This window comes from Flavobacterium reichenbachii (assembly GCF_002217435.1).
GTDB lineage: Bacteria > Bacteroidota > Bacteroidia > Flavobacteriales > Flavobacteriaceae > Flavobacterium > Flavobacterium reichenbachii.
Genome location: NZ_MUHF01000007.1, coordinates 64886 through 83812, shown reverse-complemented (window position 1 = coordinate 83812; position 18927 = coordinate 64886). Strand labels below are relative to the sequence as shown.

Annotated in this window: 11 protein-coding genes; 5 read left to right on the top strand and 6 right to left on the bottom strand. The window is 34.0% G+C overall.

The genetic code is table 11. From position 1 onward, the window contains the following. The first annotated feature begins 112 nt into the window (after window positions 1-112). Window positions 113-6676, top strand: a complete 6564-nt coding sequence (locus B0A68_RS07175) for an alpha-2-macroglobulin family protein (RefSeq protein ID WP_165571325.1) — start codon at window positions 113-115, stop codon at window positions 6674-6676. A 68-nt stretch (window positions 6677-6744) separates the two neighbouring features. On the opposite strand, the gene B0A68_RS07170 is transcribed toward B0A68_RS07175, so the two are convergent. Next, window positions 6745-8889 (bottom strand): S46 family peptidase, encoded by a 2145-nt coding sequence (locus B0A68_RS07170; protein ID WP_035682528.1) that lies wholly within the window; start codon window positions 8887-8889, stop codon window positions 6745-6747. A gap of 311 nt (window positions 8890-9200) precedes the next feature. On the opposite strand from B0A68_RS07170, the gene B0A68_RS07165 reads away from it, so the two are divergent. Continuing rightward, window positions 9201-9731: an outer membrane beta-barrel protein gene (locus B0A68_RS07165; RefSeq protein WP_035682531.1), complete on the top strand. Its 531-nt coding sequence runs from the start codon at window positions 9201-9203 to the stop codon at window positions 9729-9731. A 122-nt stretch (window positions 9732-9853) separates the two neighbouring features. On the opposite strand, the gene obgE is transcribed toward B0A68_RS07165, so the two are convergent. The 4 genes from obgE to hpt all read right to left on the bottom strand — a co-directional run bounded on the left by obgE (window position 9854) and on the right by hpt (window position 13633). After that, a complete protein-coding gene (gene obgE / locus B0A68_RS07160) occupies window positions 9854-10855 on the bottom strand; it encodes a GTPase ObgE (protein WP_035682533.1) in 1002 nt (333 codons plus the stop codon). 108 nt (window positions 10856-10963) lie between these two features. Continuing rightward, on the bottom strand, window positions 10964-12238 hold the full coding sequence (locus B0A68_RS07155; RefSeq protein WP_084679003.1) for a hemolysin family protein: 1275 nt from the start codon (window positions 12236-12238) through the stop codon (window positions 10964-10966). 219 nt (window positions 12239-12457) lie between these two features. Further along, on the bottom strand, window positions 12458-13030 hold the full coding sequence (locus B0A68_RS07145) for an adenylate kinase (RefSeq protein WP_035682540.1): 573 nt from the start codon (window positions 13028-13030) through the stop codon (window positions 12458-12460). 72 nt (window positions 13031-13102) lie between these two features. Next, the gene (gene hpt, locus B0A68_RS07140) at window positions 13103-13633 is read right to left on the bottom strand and encodes a hypoxanthine phosphoribosyltransferase (protein WP_035682543.1); all 531 of its coding nucleotides are present in this window, start codon (window positions 13631-13633) and stop codon (window positions 13103-13105) included. 184 nt (window positions 13634-13817) lie between these two features. Between hpt and B0A68_RS07135 the strand changes: the two genes are divergently transcribed. From B0A68_RS07135 to B0A68_RS07125, 3 genes are all read left to right on the top strand, one after another. Beyond that, the gene (locus B0A68_RS07135) at window positions 13818-15089 is read left to right on the top strand and encodes a PQQ-dependent sugar dehydrogenase (protein ID WP_035682546.1); all 1272 of its coding nucleotides are present in this window, start codon (window positions 13818-13820) and stop codon (window positions 15087-15089) included. 185 nt (window positions 15090-15274) lie between these two features. Beyond that, window positions 15275-17365, top strand: coding sequence for a TonB-dependent receptor (locus B0A68_RS07130; RefSeq protein WP_035682549.1), 2091 nt, complete (start codon window positions 15275-15277; stop codon window positions 17363-17365). Between the two features lie 23 nt (window positions 17366-17388). Continuing rightward, window positions 17389-17940, top strand: coding sequence for a hypothetical protein (locus tag B0A68_RS07125; protein ID WP_035682552.1), 552 nt, complete (start codon window positions 17389-17391; stop codon window positions 17938-17940). A 92-nt stretch (window positions 17941-18032) separates the two neighbouring features. Here B0A68_RS07125 and B0A68_RS07120 read toward each other — a convergent pair whose 3' ends face one another. Then, window positions 18033-18920: a PorP/SprF family type IX secretion system membrane protein gene (locus tag B0A68_RS07120; protein ID WP_051892475.1), complete on the bottom strand. Its 888-nt coding sequence runs from the start codon at window positions 18918-18920 to the stop codon at window positions 18033-18035. Window positions 18921-18927 lie beyond the last annotated feature (7 nt).

The following is an 18927-nucleotide window of genomic DNA, read 5'->3' as shown; positions in this document are numbered from 1 at the left end:
TATAGAATGCATAATTTGCTTTTAGATATAAATTACTAATTTGTACGAAAAATATTTTTAACTGTTCCCAACCTTTCTTTCAAAATTATACTCTATGTATAAAAACTGTCTTATGAAAAATATACTATTTGTACTCTTATTGCTTTCTACCGCACTTTATGCGCAAAAAACAGATAAAAAATGGGATGAAGTTGTTGCTTTGGAAGCGGATGGCAAAACAAAATCTGCCTCTGAAATTGTTGCTAAAATATACAAAAGTGCAATCGCAGACCATGATGATGTACAAATCATAAAATGTTTTTTTTATCAATCGAAATACATTCAGGTTCTCGAAGAAAATGCACAGACTAAGATTATAAATAACTTAAAAAAAGAAATCACCCGAGTTTCCAATCCGTCTAAGGCTATTCTGAATTTGGTTTATGCAGAATCTCTAAACGGTTGTTATACCCGCAATGAATATAAAATAAAACAGCGTACCAATATTGACACAGTCAGCAGTGATTTTTTGACATGGTCAGAAAAAAACTTTACTGAAGAAATCAACAAAGCGATGAAAGCAACGCTGGAAAACGAAGCTTTATTAAAAAATACACCACTGACGAAATATGAATCTATTTTTGATTATTCTTCTGATGAAAAATTTCAAGCACAAAATTTATACGAATACCTTTTAAAAGAAAACATAGAATTTTATACTTACAAAATAAACAATTGGGAAGTTCAAAAAAGCAGTTTTCAGCCTTACAAAAAAGATTTGTATGGCGGTTCTGCCGGCTTTATCAAGCTCAACTTAGATTTTGTAACCAATTTAAATCTACGATTAGTTCTTTCTTTATATCAAAAACAAGAAATAAACAACCCTTCTGCAGAAAATCAATTCATGCGCATACAATTCTGCAAAAACAATCTGTTTGAATATGATGAAGATTATATAAATGCTTTGTCCAAACTTCAAAAAAGCACAAAAGAGGAGATTGTAATTCAGAAAATACAATTAGAAAAAGCCTCTCTCCTATCAAAACAAGCATCAAAGGGATTGCATCCGGATTACAACATAAAAGCTGTTGCGGTCTTAGACAGTATTTTGGCCGTTAAAAATCGCTCAAATGCTTATAAATCAGGTTTGCTTATAAAGCAGAATATTCTTTCGAAATCACTGAACATTCAACTTGAAAAATATACGTATAATAACCAAAATACAAGAGCATACATTCTGTACAAAAACATACAAAAGCTGACTGTTTCTTTCTATAAAATCAATAAAAAACAATTGACCGATTTTAACCTATTGTATGCAGAGAGAGATAGCATCGTTTCTAAAATTATTCGAAACAAAAAGCCCGAAGCTTCTGCATCTTACTCTTTAAAGGATAAAAAAGATTATCTACAATATTCTACAGAAGTAGTTTTGCCAAACCTGCAGACAGGTACTTATTTGGTATATTTTGAAAGTGAGTCTGACATTGCAGATAAAAAAGCATTTGCTTATGAAACTGTTACAACATCTAATTTTTCGATACTGGCTGCGCAAAATAATGAAAAGGAAACTTTTCAGGTAGTGGACCGAAAAACAGGAAAACCATTAGAAAATGTGACTATAAAGTCGCAGTCTTTTGAAATTAAAACCGATAAAAAAGGTATTGCTTCACACAAGAAAAAGAAGGACAGCTATAATGAAATTACCGAATTGACTTTAGGAAACGATACGCTCTCCGTCGTTAAAAACTTCGTACAGTACAGCAGAGATTATGAAACAGAAAAAAAAGAAGATCTTTCAGGAAAGGTAGAATTTTACTTAGACCGCGCGATTTATCGTCCGGGACAAACGGTTTTTTATAAGGGAATTGCCATTCAAAAAACCAATAACGTAACCAGCGTAGTTCCTAAAACATCTTTTGAAATTACCATTGAAGATGCCGGCGGTTCTGAAATTAAGAAATTTAATGTAATCACAAATGAATTTGGATCTTTTTGGGGCGAGTTCATACTGCCAAAAAATGGTTTAACAGGCACTTTTAAAATTCAAGCAGAAGAACCTTATTCTTATGAGCAGGATACTTCTTATAATTCTAGAAAAGAGGAGCATCCGTTTTGGGATTTTGTAGAATTAGAAAATTCTGAATTAGAGTTTAAAGTCGAAGAATACAAACGCCCAAAATTTGAAGTGACTTTTGACCCGAAAAAAGAAAGTTTTCAAGTCAATAAACCTATAAAAGTAAATGGTACAGCCAAAGCTTTTGCAGGAAGTTCTATTTCTGATGCTAAGGTAAATTATACCGTAACACGTTCTGTAAGTTATTCCAGAAATTACTTTGGAAATGAAGATGAAGAAGAAATTGCAGACGGCGAAACCAAAACAGATGCGTCGGGCAAATTTGTAATTGATTTTATTGATGAACCTGAAGAATCCATTTCTAAACAAAAATCACCTGTTTTTACGTATGAAATTGAAGTTTCGGTTACTGATATTAATGGAGAAACCCACACCAGCAAAACCGAAATTAAAGTAGGGCATCATGATTTGATACTTGACGTTGGAATTCCGAATGAAATTCAAACCAAGAACAAAAACGAAATCTCGCTGACAAGCACCAACCTGAATGATGAATTTTTAGCCGTTAAAGGCGAAGTTAAAATGTATTATGTCCAGCCGTTTTCTAATAAATTTAAAAACAGAGTCTGGCCAAAACCAGAAATTGAAACCATTTCTGATACTGATTTCGAGAAATTATTCCCTTTTGAAAACAATTACAACCCTCTAAACAAACCCGAAGAGATTTTAGTTTACTCCAAAAAAGTAAATACAGAAACAGATAAAAAAATTGCGCTCGATTTTGCCTCAGATTACAAATCGGGTGCTTACAAAATTGTTTTTAGCGCAAATGACAGTTTCAATAATCCGATTGAAACAGTACAAAATTTTAAACTTATACAAAGTAAAGACAAGTTTGATACAGGCAAATTATTTACCGCAGAACAAATCAATCCGGATCCTAAAAAAGATGGCTTTGTTCTGGTAAAACTAACCTCTGTAATTCCGGAACTTTATATTGCGGCTTCGGGACATTATGAAAATAATATATTCTTTGATGAAACATCTCACCTTCTGAACCATGAAACGATTGTAAAAATTCCTTTGAAAAATGGATTTGAAAAATCAGTAAAAATAGGTTTTGAAAGTGTTTTTGAAAATCAGCCTTTTCGTCAAGAGCTGACTGTAATTCTAAAAAACATCACTCCAAAACTAGAATGGAAAATAGAAAGTTTTAGAAATAAAATACAACCCGGAAGTGACGAAAAATGGTCTTTTCAGCTGATCAGCAGCAATGCTAAAAAAGAAGCCGAGGTTTTGGCTTCTATGTACGACAGCTCTTTGGATAAATTTGCGACACAAAGATGGAATGGTTTAGAAATAGACAAATACGTCTACAACTACGGCATTGAAAAATCTAAAATAGGTTTCCAGAATACCAATACAACAATTAAAAATTTAAACTCTTACATAAAAGGAATTAAACTAAACAATGAAGCTATAAGCCTAATGTGGTTTGGTTTTGATTTTAACAATCAAAATTCTGTTTATCTGCAAAACCAATACATAAAACAACTCAACAGAAAAATTAAAAAACCTGCAGATGCAAAACTGGTTTCAGGAGTAATTACAGACGAAAATGGACAAGCAATTCCGGGCTGTAGTATTTCTATAAAAGATACAAAAAGAACCGCATTTAGTGACTTTGACGGTTACTATGAAATAGAAGCTGCAAAAGGCGAAGTACTTGTCTTTTCTTTTATAGGTTTTAAATCGCAATCTTTTAAAGTGCCGGAGACAAGAGTCCTTAATATTATTTTTGAAGAAGATTCAAGCCAGTTAGAAGAAGTTGTAGTCACTGCTTACGGCATCCAGAAAAAAAAGGCTTTAGTCATGGCATCTTCACAATTCAAAATTTCAGCAGACATTACCAACAAAGAAAATGACAGCATATATTTTGGTGCTGCACGTATGCTTGCTGGAAGAGTCGGGGGAGTTCAAGTAATTGCTGGCGACCAAAACAATCCAGAATATTATTTTCAAACTAGTAAAGTAAAATTTATTCCAGGCAAAAAAATCATAAGCGGCCTAACATCAATGGTTATAAATGAAACGACTTTATATATTATTGATGGAGAAATTTCATCAGAAAGCAATTTTAATAAAATAAGTCCAGAGGAACTTCTTGATATAGACTTTATAACTACAGACAAAGCGACCGCATTGTACGGAAACAGAGGCGCAAACGGTGCAATTATCATTACAACCAAAAAAGCGATGGAAGTTTTGACAGAAGTAAAAGCCAGAAAAAATTTATCTGAAACTGCATTCTTTTTTCCAGACTTAAAAACAGATTCGAGAGGAAATCTAAGCTTTAATTTTACTTCTCCGGAAGCTTTAACAGCTTGGAAACTTCGCTTATTGGCACATAATAAAAATGCCGTTTCAGGTTATTTGGAAAAAGGTGTCGTTACTCAAAAAGAACTTATGGTACTGCCTAATTTTCCACGATTTTTTAGAGAAAAAGATACTATAGTAATAAGTGCCAAAATCTCAAACATGACCGATGAGGCTAAAACAGGAATTGCGATGCTTCAATTTTTTGATGCTGTGACAATGAAACCTGTAGATGCTGCAATGCTGAATGTAGAAAACACAAAAAATTTTACTATTAATCCTTTCGGAAATACTACGGCATCCTGGACAATTACTATTCCCGAAGGTCTGCAGGGTGTACAATATAAAATTGCTGCAAAAGCAGGCAATTTTGCCGATGGAGAAGAAAACATTATTCCGGTTTTAACCAACAATATGCTGGTTACAGAAAGTATTCCGATTTGGGTTCGTGAAAACTCTAAAAAAGAATACACTTTTGAAAACCTTAAAAATAACACTTCAACAACTTTAAAAAATCATCAGTTTACATTTGAATATACTTCAAATCCGTCCTGGATCGCGATTCAGTCTCTTCCTTATTTAATGGAATATGAACATGAATGTGCAGAACAGACTTTTGCGAGATTTTATGCTAATGCATTGGCTTCTGTAGTCATTTCGAACAATCCGAAAATTGAAGCAGTTTTTGAAAATTGGAGAAAGAACGGAAAACTGAATTCTAAATTGGAAACAAACGAAGAATTAAAGTCACTGATTCTTGCAGAAACACCATGGCTGAATGATGCGAAAAGCGAAGAGGAACAGAAGAGAAACTTATCACTTCTATTCGATTTAGAAAAAATGAAAACTTCGCAGGAAAGTGCATTCAAAAAATTAAAACAAAAACAAAAAGAATCTGGAGGATTTGTGTGGTTTGACGGCGGTTACGAAAGCGAATACATTACAAGACATATTCTGGCAGGTTTAGGTCATTTATCTAAATTGGACAGAAGACCTGACAATACCAATAAAGTGGATGAAATAGCCAAAACTGGAATTCCGTATTTAGATCAAAAGTTTTTGGAATACTATAAAATCAGAACCAAAAATCTTAAAAAAGGAGACAAACTCATTTGGCTGCATCCAAATGTTGATTTGCATTCTTTATATGCCAGAAGTTTTTATTTAGATCAATATCCGCTTTCAGATACCTTAAAAAAAGCTTCTAATCTTTATTTGGAATCGGCAAAAAAGCACTGGCTGTCTTATTCGCTGTATGAAAAAGGTCTTGCTGCTTTAACGCTGTGTCGTTATGGCGATAAAGAAACTGCAAAAAAAATAATAGAAAGTCTTAAAGAAACTTCTTCTACAAATGAAGATTGGGGAATGTACTGGATTGAAAATAAATCTGGCTGGTATTGGTACGAAGCGCCTATAGAAACTCAGGCTTTATTGATTGAGGCTTTCGCCGAAGTAAACAACGACACCAAATCTGTAGATGCGATGAAGGTCTGGTTATTAAAAAACAAACAAACCAAAAACTGGCCGACAACCAAATCTACTACCGAAGCTATTTATGCGTTGTTAATGCAGGGAACCGATTGGCTTTCTGTAAAAGATAATACTGTTATTAAATTGGGAGATGAGAAAATCATGACCAAAAAATTAACCGAAAATGAAAAAGTAGCTGAAACAGGTTACATCAAGCTAAACTGGAAAGCCGATGAAGTTAAAAAAGAAATGGCTGTAATAAGTATAGAAAACAAATCTAAAGTTCCGGGATTTGGAGGTGTTTATTGGCAGTACTTTGAAGATCTGGACAAAATCAAAAACAATTCTGGAGCGGTTTTATCTGTTTCGAAAGAATTGTATATTAAGAAAAGCACTTTAAAGGGAGATCAATTAGAAAAAATAACATCAAAAAACTCATTACAAATCGGAGATTTGGTAACCGTAAGATTAATCATTACTTCTAAAGAAGATACCGAATATGTTCACCTAAAAGACATGCGTGCGTCGTGTTTCGAGCCTGTAAATGTACTTTCAGAATATAAATACAAAGATGGTTTGGGATATTACATGAGTACAAAAGATACTGCAACACATTTATTCTTTGATTACATCAATAAAGGAACGTATGTTTTAGAATATGACATCCGCGTTAATAACAGTGGTGAATTCTCAAACGGAATTACAACAATCCAAAGCATGTATGCACCAGAATTTACAAGTCATACAAAAGGAATTCGGGTAAAAGTTCAGTAATTATTGAACATAAAAAAACCTAACAGGTTTTAAAACCTGTTAGGTTTGCTTTTTAAATATTAGATTGATTATTTAGCAATCGTCAATTCGTCAATAATATTTTTTGCTCCGGCATATTTATCAATAATCCAAAGTACGTAACGAATATCTACATTGATTGTTCTTTGTAATTTAGGATCAAAAATAACATCTCCAGCCATAGCTTCGATGTTTCCATCAAAGGCAATTCCGATTAATTCTCCTTTTCCGTTAAGAACAGGCGAACCAGAATTTCCTCCTGTAATATCATTATCTGTTAAGAAGTTTATCGGCATATAACCTGCTTTATCAGCATATTGTCCGTAATCTTTTGCTTTGTTTAATTCTAACAATCTTGCTGGCAGGTCAAATTCCTGATCTCCGGCTTTATACTTTTTTACCATACTTTCCATGGTTGTATAATTGTTGATTTTAGCATCGTTGCGAGGATCAGCAGGTAAAGCGCGAACTTTTCCGTAAGTCAATCTCAACGTTGAGTTTGCATCAGGATATTTAACGGCATTTAATTTTGACTCTCTTAAACCTTCAACCAATTTGCGGTAAGCAGTAGCAAAACCATCATCGGCTTTTGCCTGATCATCCGTTTTAGCACGATATTTTGTCAATAAATCATTAGAAATAATATACAAAGGATCGTGTACGATTGCCAATGGTTTTGGATCAGCTAAAAATGCTAATATTTTTTCTTTAGTTGTAAAATAACTGATCTCAGTCGCTTTTGTAACATCAGCAGTAAAATCTCCGTTGTTAGCTGTTTTCATTTTAGCAACTTCAGGAGCAAGTCCGTATTCTGCAGCTTTAGCAGCATATAAGTTTAATTGCGCTGTTAAAACATCTTTTTCTAATGGCGCATAAAATTCTCCATAAATACTCTCAACCATCGCATTGATCTTCGGAAGCATTTCTGCTTTCTTAGCATCGTTCTCTTTATAATAAGCAATTAATGCATTACCTAAGTTTGCTGGTCCTGTAGCGTAGCTTGAAGTACGTAAAAGCTGTGTTAGATAATTATCGTGACGTGCTTTTAAGTTTGTTTCTCTGTAATAATCGTTGATTGTCGGAATTACATTTTCGTACTTGTCTTTGTTTACAGGTTTACTTGCCCATTCGTAAAATTTATCTTCTTGCGCTGCTTTAGCATCAACAGTTCCTGCTTTTGTTAAAGCATCGATCATACCCTGACGGTTTTTCCAGTAATTTGCTGTCGAAGCATATTTAGAAGCATACTGCAAACGTACGGTAGCATCTTTATCCATATACTTTTTCATTTGATCCATTCCGGTCTTTGCACCTTCAACCCAAGCAGGATAAGCAAATTTAATATTTTGCTCAATTCCTCCGGCTGGCATCCAGCGGTTTGTTCTTCCTGGATAACCCAAAATCATGGCAAAATCATTCTCTTTTACTCCTTTAATACTTACAGGAAGATAGTGTTTTGGCTGCAAAGGCACATTGTCTTTAGAATATGCAGCAGGATTTCCGTCTTTATCAGCATAAACTCTAAACATAGAGAAATCTCCAGTTTGGCGAGGCCACTCCCAGTTGTCTGTATCTCCTCCAAATTTCCCAACACTTTCTGGCGGCGTTCCAACTAAACGAACGTCTGTATAATCTTGGTAAACAAAATAGTAATATTCATTTCCTTGAAAGAAAGGACGAACAGAAACTGTATATTTCCCACCTTCATTGTTTTCTTTTTCGATCAGATTAATTTCCTGCTGAATGATTTTGTTTCTTTCAGTCTCGGTCATTGTATCATTTACCTTTGATAAGATTCTTTTAGAAACATCGTCCATACGAACAAAGAAACGAACATATAAAGATTTAGGTTTCATCTCTGCACTTTTCTCTTTTGCCCAAAAACCATCTTTCAGATAATTTTGTTCTGCAGTAGAAAGTTCTGCAATTGCATTGTAACCGCAATGGTGATTGGTTAAAACCAAACCGTTTTTAGAGACGATTTCTGCCGTACAACCTCCGTTAAACTGCACAATTGCATCTTTTAAACTGTGGTGGTTAATACTGTAGATTTCTTCGGCTGTTAACTGCAGTCCCATCTTTTCCATATCTCTATGGTTCAATCTCTCGATAAACATCAAGAACCACATACCTTCATCTGCTCTTGCAGGAAAAGCCATTAAGCACATGGTCAAGAATAAAATTATTTTTTTCATGTTATTTTATTTAAGTTCTGCGAATATAACTCATTTTCGCAAAAAAAACATTCAATGAAAATTAAAACAAAATATATGAAAGTCTTTTGAGTAATAAATTACGAAATTCATAATTTTTTAAAGTAGAAATAAGACTGTTTTAAAAAACAAAATACCTTCTATTTTATTAAAGTGTTGCAATAAAAGAGTTATAAACGCTAACAAATCGAATTTTATGTAAAAATAAACTTTCATGAATAAATAAATATTATAATTTATTTCTTACAAATATGATTTTTGTAAGTTTGTGAAAAATAATAACAAACATTAAAATGAAAAAATTACTTTTAGTTGCTGCACTTTTAGTTGCTGCAATCACAAACGCACAAAAAGGCTCGTTTTTATTAGGTGGGAATGTCGGATTTCAGTCTGAAAAAATTGGTGATTCTAAATCAAATAATTTTGAATTTTCTCCAAAAGCCGGATACCAATTTTCAGAAAGATGGACTATTGGTGTTGAAGGTTCAATTGCAAATGCAGATGCAGCTGGATTTGGTAAAACTGAAAAATACAAAATTGGAGCTTTTACAAGATATGCAGTGCCTCTTTCTGAGATTTTTTCTGTCTATGCAGATTTAGGAGCTGGTTATCAAAGTAGTTCTGTAAATGATGCAAAAGGAATGTATGCAAAACTTACTCCTGCATTATTTATAAACATGAAAAGAGGATTTGGCTTAAACTTTTCTATCGGAGGACTTAATTACGACAATTTAGATGGTAAAAATGATCCTCGCCAAGAACGTATGGGCTTTGATTTTGGAAAAACCTTTAACATTGGAATTTCTAAAAACTTTGAATTATAAAAACCATTCAACTGTATAAAAGATAATTATGATTAAAACCGCTTTTTGTTATCCTACATAACAAAAAGTAAAAACCGGTAAATTTTTGTTTACCGGTTTTTTTATAATAGTCTACACGAAATTTACTCGTTTAACATTTTCCAAAGTTTGTCTTTAAGATCTGTAAGACCTTGCTGAGCAACAGACGATATAAACATATAAGGAATATCCTTAAAGGCAACATCCAATTCTACTTTTAATTCTGCTTTTAGTTCATCGTCAAGCATATCGCATTTTGAAATAACCAAAAGACGCTCTTTATCGAGCATTTCAGGATTATACTTTGTCAATTCATTTACCAAAATATCATATTCTGCTTTAATATCCGGTGTATCAACAGGAACCAGAAACAATAAAGTTGAGTTACGCTCAATATGTCTCAGGAAGTAATGTCCTAAACCTTTTCCTTCTGCTGCGCCTTCAATAATACCCGGAATATCTGCAATTACAAAAGATTGAAAATCTCTATACGCTACAATTCCTAAATTTGGTTTTAATGTTGTAAAAGGATAATCGGCAATTTTTGGTTTTGCTGAAGTTAAAACAGATAATAAAGTCGATTTTCCTGCATTAGGAAATCCAACTAAACCAACATCTGCCAAAACTTTAAGTTCAAGAATTACATCCATTTCTACGCCCAACAAACCAGGCTGCGCATAACGAGGTGTTTGGTTGGTAGAACTTCTAAAATGCCAGTTTCCTAAACCTCCTTTTCCTCCTTTACACAGAATTCTTTTTTCTCCGTCTTCTGTAATTTCAAATAAAGTTTCTCCTGTTTCTTTATCTTTAACTACAGTTCCCAAAGGTACTTCGATAAATTTATCGTCTCCATCTGCACCAGTGCTTCGGTCTCCTCCTCCATCTCCACCATGTCCAGCTTTTACGTGTCGCGCAAATTTAAGATGAAACAATGTCCATAGACCTTTGTTTCCAACTAAGTACACGTGTCCTCCACGTCCTCCGTCACCACCGTCCGGGCCGCCTTTTTCTATAAATTTCTCTCTATGTAAATGTGTAGATCCTTTTCCTCCTTTTCCGGAAGAAACATATATCTTAACATAATCTACAAAATTTCCCTCTGTCATTTTCTTTTTGTTTATGTATAGTTTAAAGTTTAAAGTTTCAGGTTTCAAGTTGGTGCAGCACACGTAACTTGAAACCTGAAACATAATAAAACTCGAAACAAATTCTCTTTACTCTTTCAGTGCTTTTACCAGCACTTTATCAATCTTAACGCCGTCCATATCGACTACTTCTAGTACAAATTTCTGCCATATTAACTTTTCTCCTTCTTTTGGAATATGAGAAAGCTCGGTCATAATCATTCCGCTTACCGTATTAACTTCGTAGTCGTTTGTAAGTTCGTCTAACTCAAAATAAGTTAAGAAATCATGCAGTGAATAATGTCCGTCAACCAGCCATGAACCATCTTCTCTTTCGACAAGCTGAAATTCATCTTTATAAAAATCAGAGGCATCACCCACTAAAGCTTCCAGAATATCATTCAAAGTAATCATACCCTGAAAAACGCCATATTCATCTGAAACTAAAGCATAATGAACTCCGGTTTTTTTGAAATTTTCCAAAGCCTTGTAAGCCGTCGTCTGCTCCATTAAATAAGGAGCTTCAGATTTTATAGAAGCCAGATCAAAATTATCCTTTTCTATATTGGCAAAAATATTTTTTAAGGTTACAATACCCACAATGTCGTCATAATTGTCACTGTAAACTGGATAAACTGTATGAAGATCCTGCAGAACCAATTCTTTTATTCTGGCATTATCTGCATTTAGCGGCAGCATATCTACAGATTTACGGTGTGTCATCAAAGAACTTACTTTTCTGTCTCCAATATGAAAAACACGCTCCACAATATCCTGCTCAATTTCCTGTACTTCTCCGCCCTCTGTTCCTTCTTTTATAATTGCTTTAATCTCTTCTTCAGTAACTTTTCCGTCTGCAGTTGGTTTGATTTGCAAAACATTCAATAAAAAGTCTGTCGAAGATGTTAAAAGCCAGATAAAAGGGGCTGTTATAATCGACACGATCTTCATTGGCATTGCTACCATTTTGGCAATAGATTCCGGGTAATTCAGTCCAATTCTTTTTGGGAGTAATTCTCCTAAAACCAAAGAGAAAAACGTTAATACCACCACAACAATTCCAACTGCAACTGAGTGGGCATAAGGTTTTAGCACTGCAAAACCGCTGACAAATGTTTCTACGTCAATAGTAATTTTATCACCAGAATAGATACCCGTTAAAATTCCGATTAAGGTAATTCCGATTTGTACAGTCGATAAAAATTTGTTTGGAGAATTGGCTAGATCAAGTGCTATTTTGGCACTTTTATTTCCTTTTTTAGCCGCTGTCTCCAGTCTGTTTTTTCTTGCCGAAATCAATGCGATTTCAGACATGGAGAAAACTCCGTTTAATAGTATCAGAAAAAATATTATTAGTATTTCCAATTTGTAGGTTTTGGTTATTGAAATGGTTCTTTATTATAATTGCAATCAAATTTGCTATAAATAATAGTATAGAAAAAAGCCGGCATCTTAAAAAACTAATTTTTCCTCCCAGAAAACAGTCTTCCTCGAAGTTTCGGGATAAGCTTGTTTTATGGTATGGAAAAATAGTTTTTTTTGTCCCGATGGCTCTCGGGATAAAACGACAGCTTGAAAAAGTTTCTACAAATTATCTATAACTGACGTCAATCGCTCTGTAATTTCTTCGATGGTTCCGATACCGTTTACGGCATGAAACTTATTTTGTTCTTTATAATATCCAATTAATGGCGCTGTTTTCTCATTATATTCCTGATATCTTACGCGAATTTTTTCTTCGTCCTGATCATCAGCTCTTCCGCTTGTTTTTCCTCTTTCTAATAAACGAGCTACAAGAATTTCATCATCTGCTTCTAAAGCAATTGTAGCGGTAACGCTTGAATCAATTGTTGGTAAAAATTTATCTAAAGCCGCAGCCTGATCTAAAGTTCTTGGATACCCGTCAAATAAAAATCCTGCTGTATCCGGATGTTTTTTTACTTCGTCAATTAACATTGCTGTAGTAACTTCGCAAGGAACCAATTCTCCATTGTCCATAAAAACTCTTGCTTTTTTACCTAAATCTGTATCATTTTTTAAATTAAAACGAAAAATATCTCCAGTTGAAAGATGTGTTAAATTGTATTTTTCTTTTAAAAATTCTGCCTGAGTTCCTTTTCCTGCCCCCGGCTTTCCAAATAAAACAATGTTAATCATAATATGTTTGTGTTGTTACTTCCTTGTTTATAAGAAGTTTAAAATGAATATATAGTTGTGTATTGTTTAAAATTATTCTGCTAATTTGTATATTTCATCCAGATTTCTGCCTAAACCGTCGTAATCTAAACCGTAACCCACAATAAATTTGTTTGGAATTCTGATTCCAACATAATCTATTTTGATATCTTTTTTGTAAGCTTCCGGCTTAAAGAATAATGTTGCAATTTTAAAATGCTTTACATTTTGTTCTTTAAAGATGTGTTTCAATTCTTCGATTGTATTTCCTGTGTCGATAATATCTTCAATAATAATCACAGTTCTGCCAGACAAATCCTGATTAATCCCTATTAATTCTTTAACCGAATTGGTTGATTCTGTTCCTTCGTAAGAAGACATTTTTACAAATGAAACTTCGCAGGGTTTTTTATATTTTTTTAGAAAATCGGACACCACCATAAAGGCGCCGTTTAAAACTCCAATAAAAATTGGTGTATCATCTCCAAAATCATCTTCTACTTGGGCAACTATTTTCGTTAAAGCAAAATCAATTTCTTTTGCAGAAATAAACGGAACAAATTGTTTATCGTGAAGTTGTATCATTATTTTTTATGTTTAAAATAATGCGCAAAGATACAGAATTACAACTTAATACCTTAAACAAAAATAGTGTGCTCTAACATTTTTTTAAGAATGTTAAATATCAGTTAATAATTACATTTTTATAACAAAGCTTACTTTATAAATAAGTAAATTGTTGTTGTATAAACATTTAACGAAGACTAAAATGAAGACAATCATACCGCTATTTACCGCAGCACTATTAGCTTTAATGACTTCCTGCAACGGACAGGTAAAAAAAGAAGAAAAAGAAGCGCTTGCCGCACAACCCGGAAATATTGTAAAAACGGCTATTGGAGATTTAAAACTTCCTCCGCCTTACGCGTCTGAATCTAAAACAAAAAACAGCAAAGTACTGAAATGGTCCGACGGTAAAATGCCAAAAGCTCCTGAAGGATTTACGGTTTCTAAATTTGCAGACGGACTAGTAAATCCGCGTTGGACATATATTGCTCCCAACAATGATATTTTTGTTGTTGAAAGCGGTACAAGAGCGAGTAAAAATCAGATTACAGTTTTTCGCGACGCAGATAAAGACGGCACATTTGAAACCCGAAACGTATTTATTGCAAACCTGAACAAACCTTTTGGAATGCTGGTCTTAAAAGACTTTTTTTATATCGCAAATACAGACGGACTTTATCGTTATCCGTATAAAAATAACCCTCTTAAATTAGAAACTCAAGGCACTAAAATTCTGGAACTTCCTGCAGGCGGTTACAACAACCACTGGACCAGAAATATAATTGCAAATGCCGACGGTACAAAAATTTATATTTCTGTTGGGTCTGGAAGTAATGTTGGCGAAAACGGAATGGACAAAGAAGTACGTCGTGCCGATATTCTGGAAATTAATCCTGATGGAACAGGAGAAAAAATCTATGCAGCCGGTCTTAGAAACCCTGTTGGAATGGATTGGAATCCTGCTAACGGCGAACTTTGGACTGCTGTTAACGAGCGTGACGAACTAGGAGATGATCTGGTTCCTGATTATGTTACGAGTGTAAAAAGAGACGGCTTTTATGGATGGCCTTATTCCTATTACGGAAATATCCTTGATCCCAGAATGAAAGGCGAACGTAAAGATTTGGCAGCAAAAGCTATTGTGCCAGATGTTCCTGTAGGTCCTCATACCGCATCTTTAGGATTGGCTTTTTATGATAAAAATGCTTTTCCTAAAAAATACAAAAACGGAATTTTTGTGGGACAGCATGGTTCTTGGAACAGATCTAAAATTACAGGTTATAAAGTTATTTTTGTGCCTTTTGCAAACGGAAAACCTTCTGGAAAACCCGAAGATTTTTTGACTGGTTTTATTGCTGATGAAGAAAAAGCAGAAGTTTACGGTCGTCCGGTAGCCGTTACGGTTATGAACGACGGATCGCTTTTGGTAAACGATGACAGCGGTGATACGATTTGGAAGGTTACGGCTAAATAAAATTTGAACAAATTAATTTTACCGCAAAGAACGCTGAGTTTTTTTATTGTTTTTATACAAAGGCAAAGTTAGCAAAGCTTTGTGCCGAAACAGCTTTGCGAACTTTGTATTTCTAAAGCTTAATAACTAGTATATAATCTTAGCGCTCTTTGCGGTTAATTTTTTCATGTTTAACAAACTCTCTTATGATTTTTAAAAAATACTGCTTTCTTCTTTTTGTGTTTTTTGCTTGTCAGAACATTTTTGCGCAAAAAAAAGAAGGCAAATCTATTGATTCTGTCAAACCAGAAAAATTAGAAGAAGTTGTTATCAGCTCCTTTCATATTAACGACAGTTTACAAAATGCACCGGCTTCGATTGGTCTTTTATCCAAAAAAGAATTGCTTCAAAATAATACGACAGATATCAGCACTGTAATGAATACAATACCGGGTGTTTTTATGCAGTCGGCCAACATTACTACGACCCGAATTTCTATTCGTGGTATTGGGGCGAGAACTCCTTACGGAACAAATAAAATCCGGGCTTTTTATGGAAGTATTCCCCTGACTTCCGGAAACAGCGAAACCGTTATTGACGATATTGATTTAGAAAACCTCAGCCAGATTGAGATTATTAAAGGGCCTCTTTCGAGCGTTTATGGAGCCGGATTGGGCGGTGCAATTTTGATTTCACCTCAACTTTCAAAAACAAGCGGACAAACTGCAGGAATCAGTACGGTGATTGGTTCATATGGTTTAATAAAAAACAGCCTGCATTATAGTTTAAACGAAAAGGAATCGAGCCTAAATTTGAGTTATCACAAACTGGAAACAGACGGCTGGCGAGAAAACAGCGCTTACAATCGTGAAGGCATTACACTGGCTGGAGAATTATTTAAAAAGAAAAACAGCAAACTAACTTATTTTACAAATTACACTTATTTAAAAGCTTTTATTCCGAGCTCGATCAACAAAACAATGTTTGAAAATAGCCCGAAGTCTGGTGCTCCAACCTGGGTGGCATCAAAAGGATTTAAGGAATATAAATCGACATTGGCGGGATTGGCTTATGATTTTAAACTGAATGAAAATCTGAGTAATTCAACTTCTGTTTTCCTCAATTATAAAGACAGTAATGAGCCGAGACCTTTTGATGTATTGCGCCAATATACTTTTGCAAGCGGTGTGCGAACTCAGTTTTCCGGGCAATTTAAGATCAGGGAAACTGCAAATCAATTTATAACTGGAATTGAATATTTTACGGATTATTATAAAGGAAATACTTTTGAGAATCTTTATCTGCAAAATAACGGACAAGGAAGTCTGCAGGGAAACCAAATAACCGAAACTGGTCAGAAAAGACATTTTTATAATGTTTTTGCTCAGATGAGAACTTTACTTTCTAAGAAATTTGAAATTCAGGCGGGAATAAATTACAACAAAACACAATTTGAGTTGGAGAATTACAATCTCAATTCGACCCAGGATTATAGTTATGATGGAATTTTTTCACCTCAGCTTTCCTTTTTATTCAAACCTAACGCACAGCAAACCATTTATTTTTCTGCAAGCCGCGGGTTTTCATTACCTGCAACAGAAGAAACATTAACAAGCACAGGAACGATCAATACAGACATAAAACCAGAGAACGGTTATAATTTTGAAATCGGCGGGAAATTCTATTTCTTCAATAAAAGACTTTATAGCGAATTGAGTATTTATCACATGGAAATAAATGATTTATTAGTCGCTAAACGGGTTGGAGACGATCAATACGTAGGAATAAATGCAGGGAAAACTTTTCACGAAGGTGTAGAAATAAGTTTAAATCACAATTGGCCGGTAAATTCATTTTTTACTGTCAATTCTTATGTTTCGGGATCGTTGGGCAATTATAAATTTAAAGATTTTGTAGATAACGGAAATGATTTTTCGGGAAATAAACTAACAGGAGTTCCTGCAAATAAAGTGAATGCCGGAATCTCTATTACTACAACTTTAGGTATTTACCTCAACAGCGATTTTCAATATGTTGACAAAATGCCTTTGAATGATGCAAATTCGGCTTATACTGATTCTTACAAAATAATTAATCTAAAAACGGGTTACGGTTTTCAAATACTGCAGCATCTTTCTGCGAATATTGCTGCGGGTGTAAACAATGTGACAGATGAAAAATATGCCTCACTTATTCTGCCAAATGCTGTTGGTGTCGGGAATGCACTGCCTCGGTATTACTATCCCGGTCTTCCTACAAATTTTTACGGAACGTTTACGCTAAATTACTTATTTTAGTATCGTATTTAAACTTAATCAAAATGTCATCGGATCTTCAATCTAAATTAGATTATGTTAACGCTTACCGAGAAAATCGTCTTAAGACTGCTCAGGAAATTTTAGAAAACAAAAGTCTGTTTGAGGAATTGGTTTCTATTTGTTTTTTAACTTCAGACAAAAACAATCATAAAGCCTGCTGGATTTTGGAATTTGTATGTTACGAAGAACTTATCTGGCTCCAGCCTCATCTTGATTTTTTCTGCAAAAATCTTAAATATTTAAAAGAAGAAAGCTCGCTGAGGCCCATTGCAAAAGTGGTACAGCTTTTAGTAAAATCGCATTATAAAAAAGGAGAAAACAGTATTGTGCTTTCTGAAGATAATCTTCAGTATTGTATCGAATCTAGTTTTGACTGGCTGATAAACGACTGTAAAGTTGCTACAAAAGCGTATTCTATAAGAACATTGTTTGTTTTAGGAAATTACTACGATTGGATTCATCCTGAACTAAAAATTATTTTAGATAAAGATTACGCCGATCATTCTGCTGCTTATAAAGCCGTAGCCCGAGAAGTCCTGAAAAAAATAAAATAAAAAAGAGGATGTCTAAAAAATAGATCATCCTCTTTAAAAAAATAAGGGGCAAACTTATGTTTTAATTTTTTTTACTAATTCAAAAATTAAATTTAAAATTTAAAACGAAGGAAAAATTCGTTTGTATTTTTAGCACTTGCAAGCTGTGTTTCTGTGCTTATTTCATAAGCATAACCTACAGTCAAAAGCTTACTTATTGTTAAGCCGGCAATTGCACCGTATGCTTTGTTAATTCTGTACATTCCTCCAATTTCAATAAACTCATCAACTTCAAGCATTGCGTTTACATCTAACGATACAGGAGCACCATTTACATAACGAAGCATAAATGACGGTTTTAAAACTAAAGGCGTCAAAGTTTCAAAATCAAAATTGTATCCACCGCTCAGGTAAATGTGTGGTCTGTCTGTTGCAACAGAAGCATAACCGTTTTCATTTTTAGCTCTCTCCGTATTTAACAACCTTGGAACAGAAAGCGAAACGTAGAATTTATCATTTTTTAATAATGCACCAACTCCAACGTTTGGATTAAATTCACTTATAGAATTTAAAGCAGGATCCGATTGATTTACATAAGTTTCCAGACCAGAAGTATTTACATTATAAGAGTTTCCTCCGGCTTTTATACCCAGATAAAGATCTGTAAGGGCGCCTACCTGAATTTTATAAGAAATGTCTAATCCTACTAAAGTTTGTTTTTCTATAAATGTTTTATCGTAAACCATAGAAAGACCAATACCCAGATTCTTGCCTATCGGCGTACCAAACGAAATCGCCTGAGTCTGTGGTGCATCTTTTATTCCTGTCCATTGATTACGAAATGTACTTGAAATAACTGTTTCTCTATCTACACCTACGTAAGCTGGATTTACAAGATTCATGTTGTAGCGGTAAGTCGTAAAAAGACTTTCTTGCTGTGCAAAAAGAACACTGCTAAATAGTAGTACCGCTCCTGCTAATATATTTTTAATTATTTTCATTTTTAAA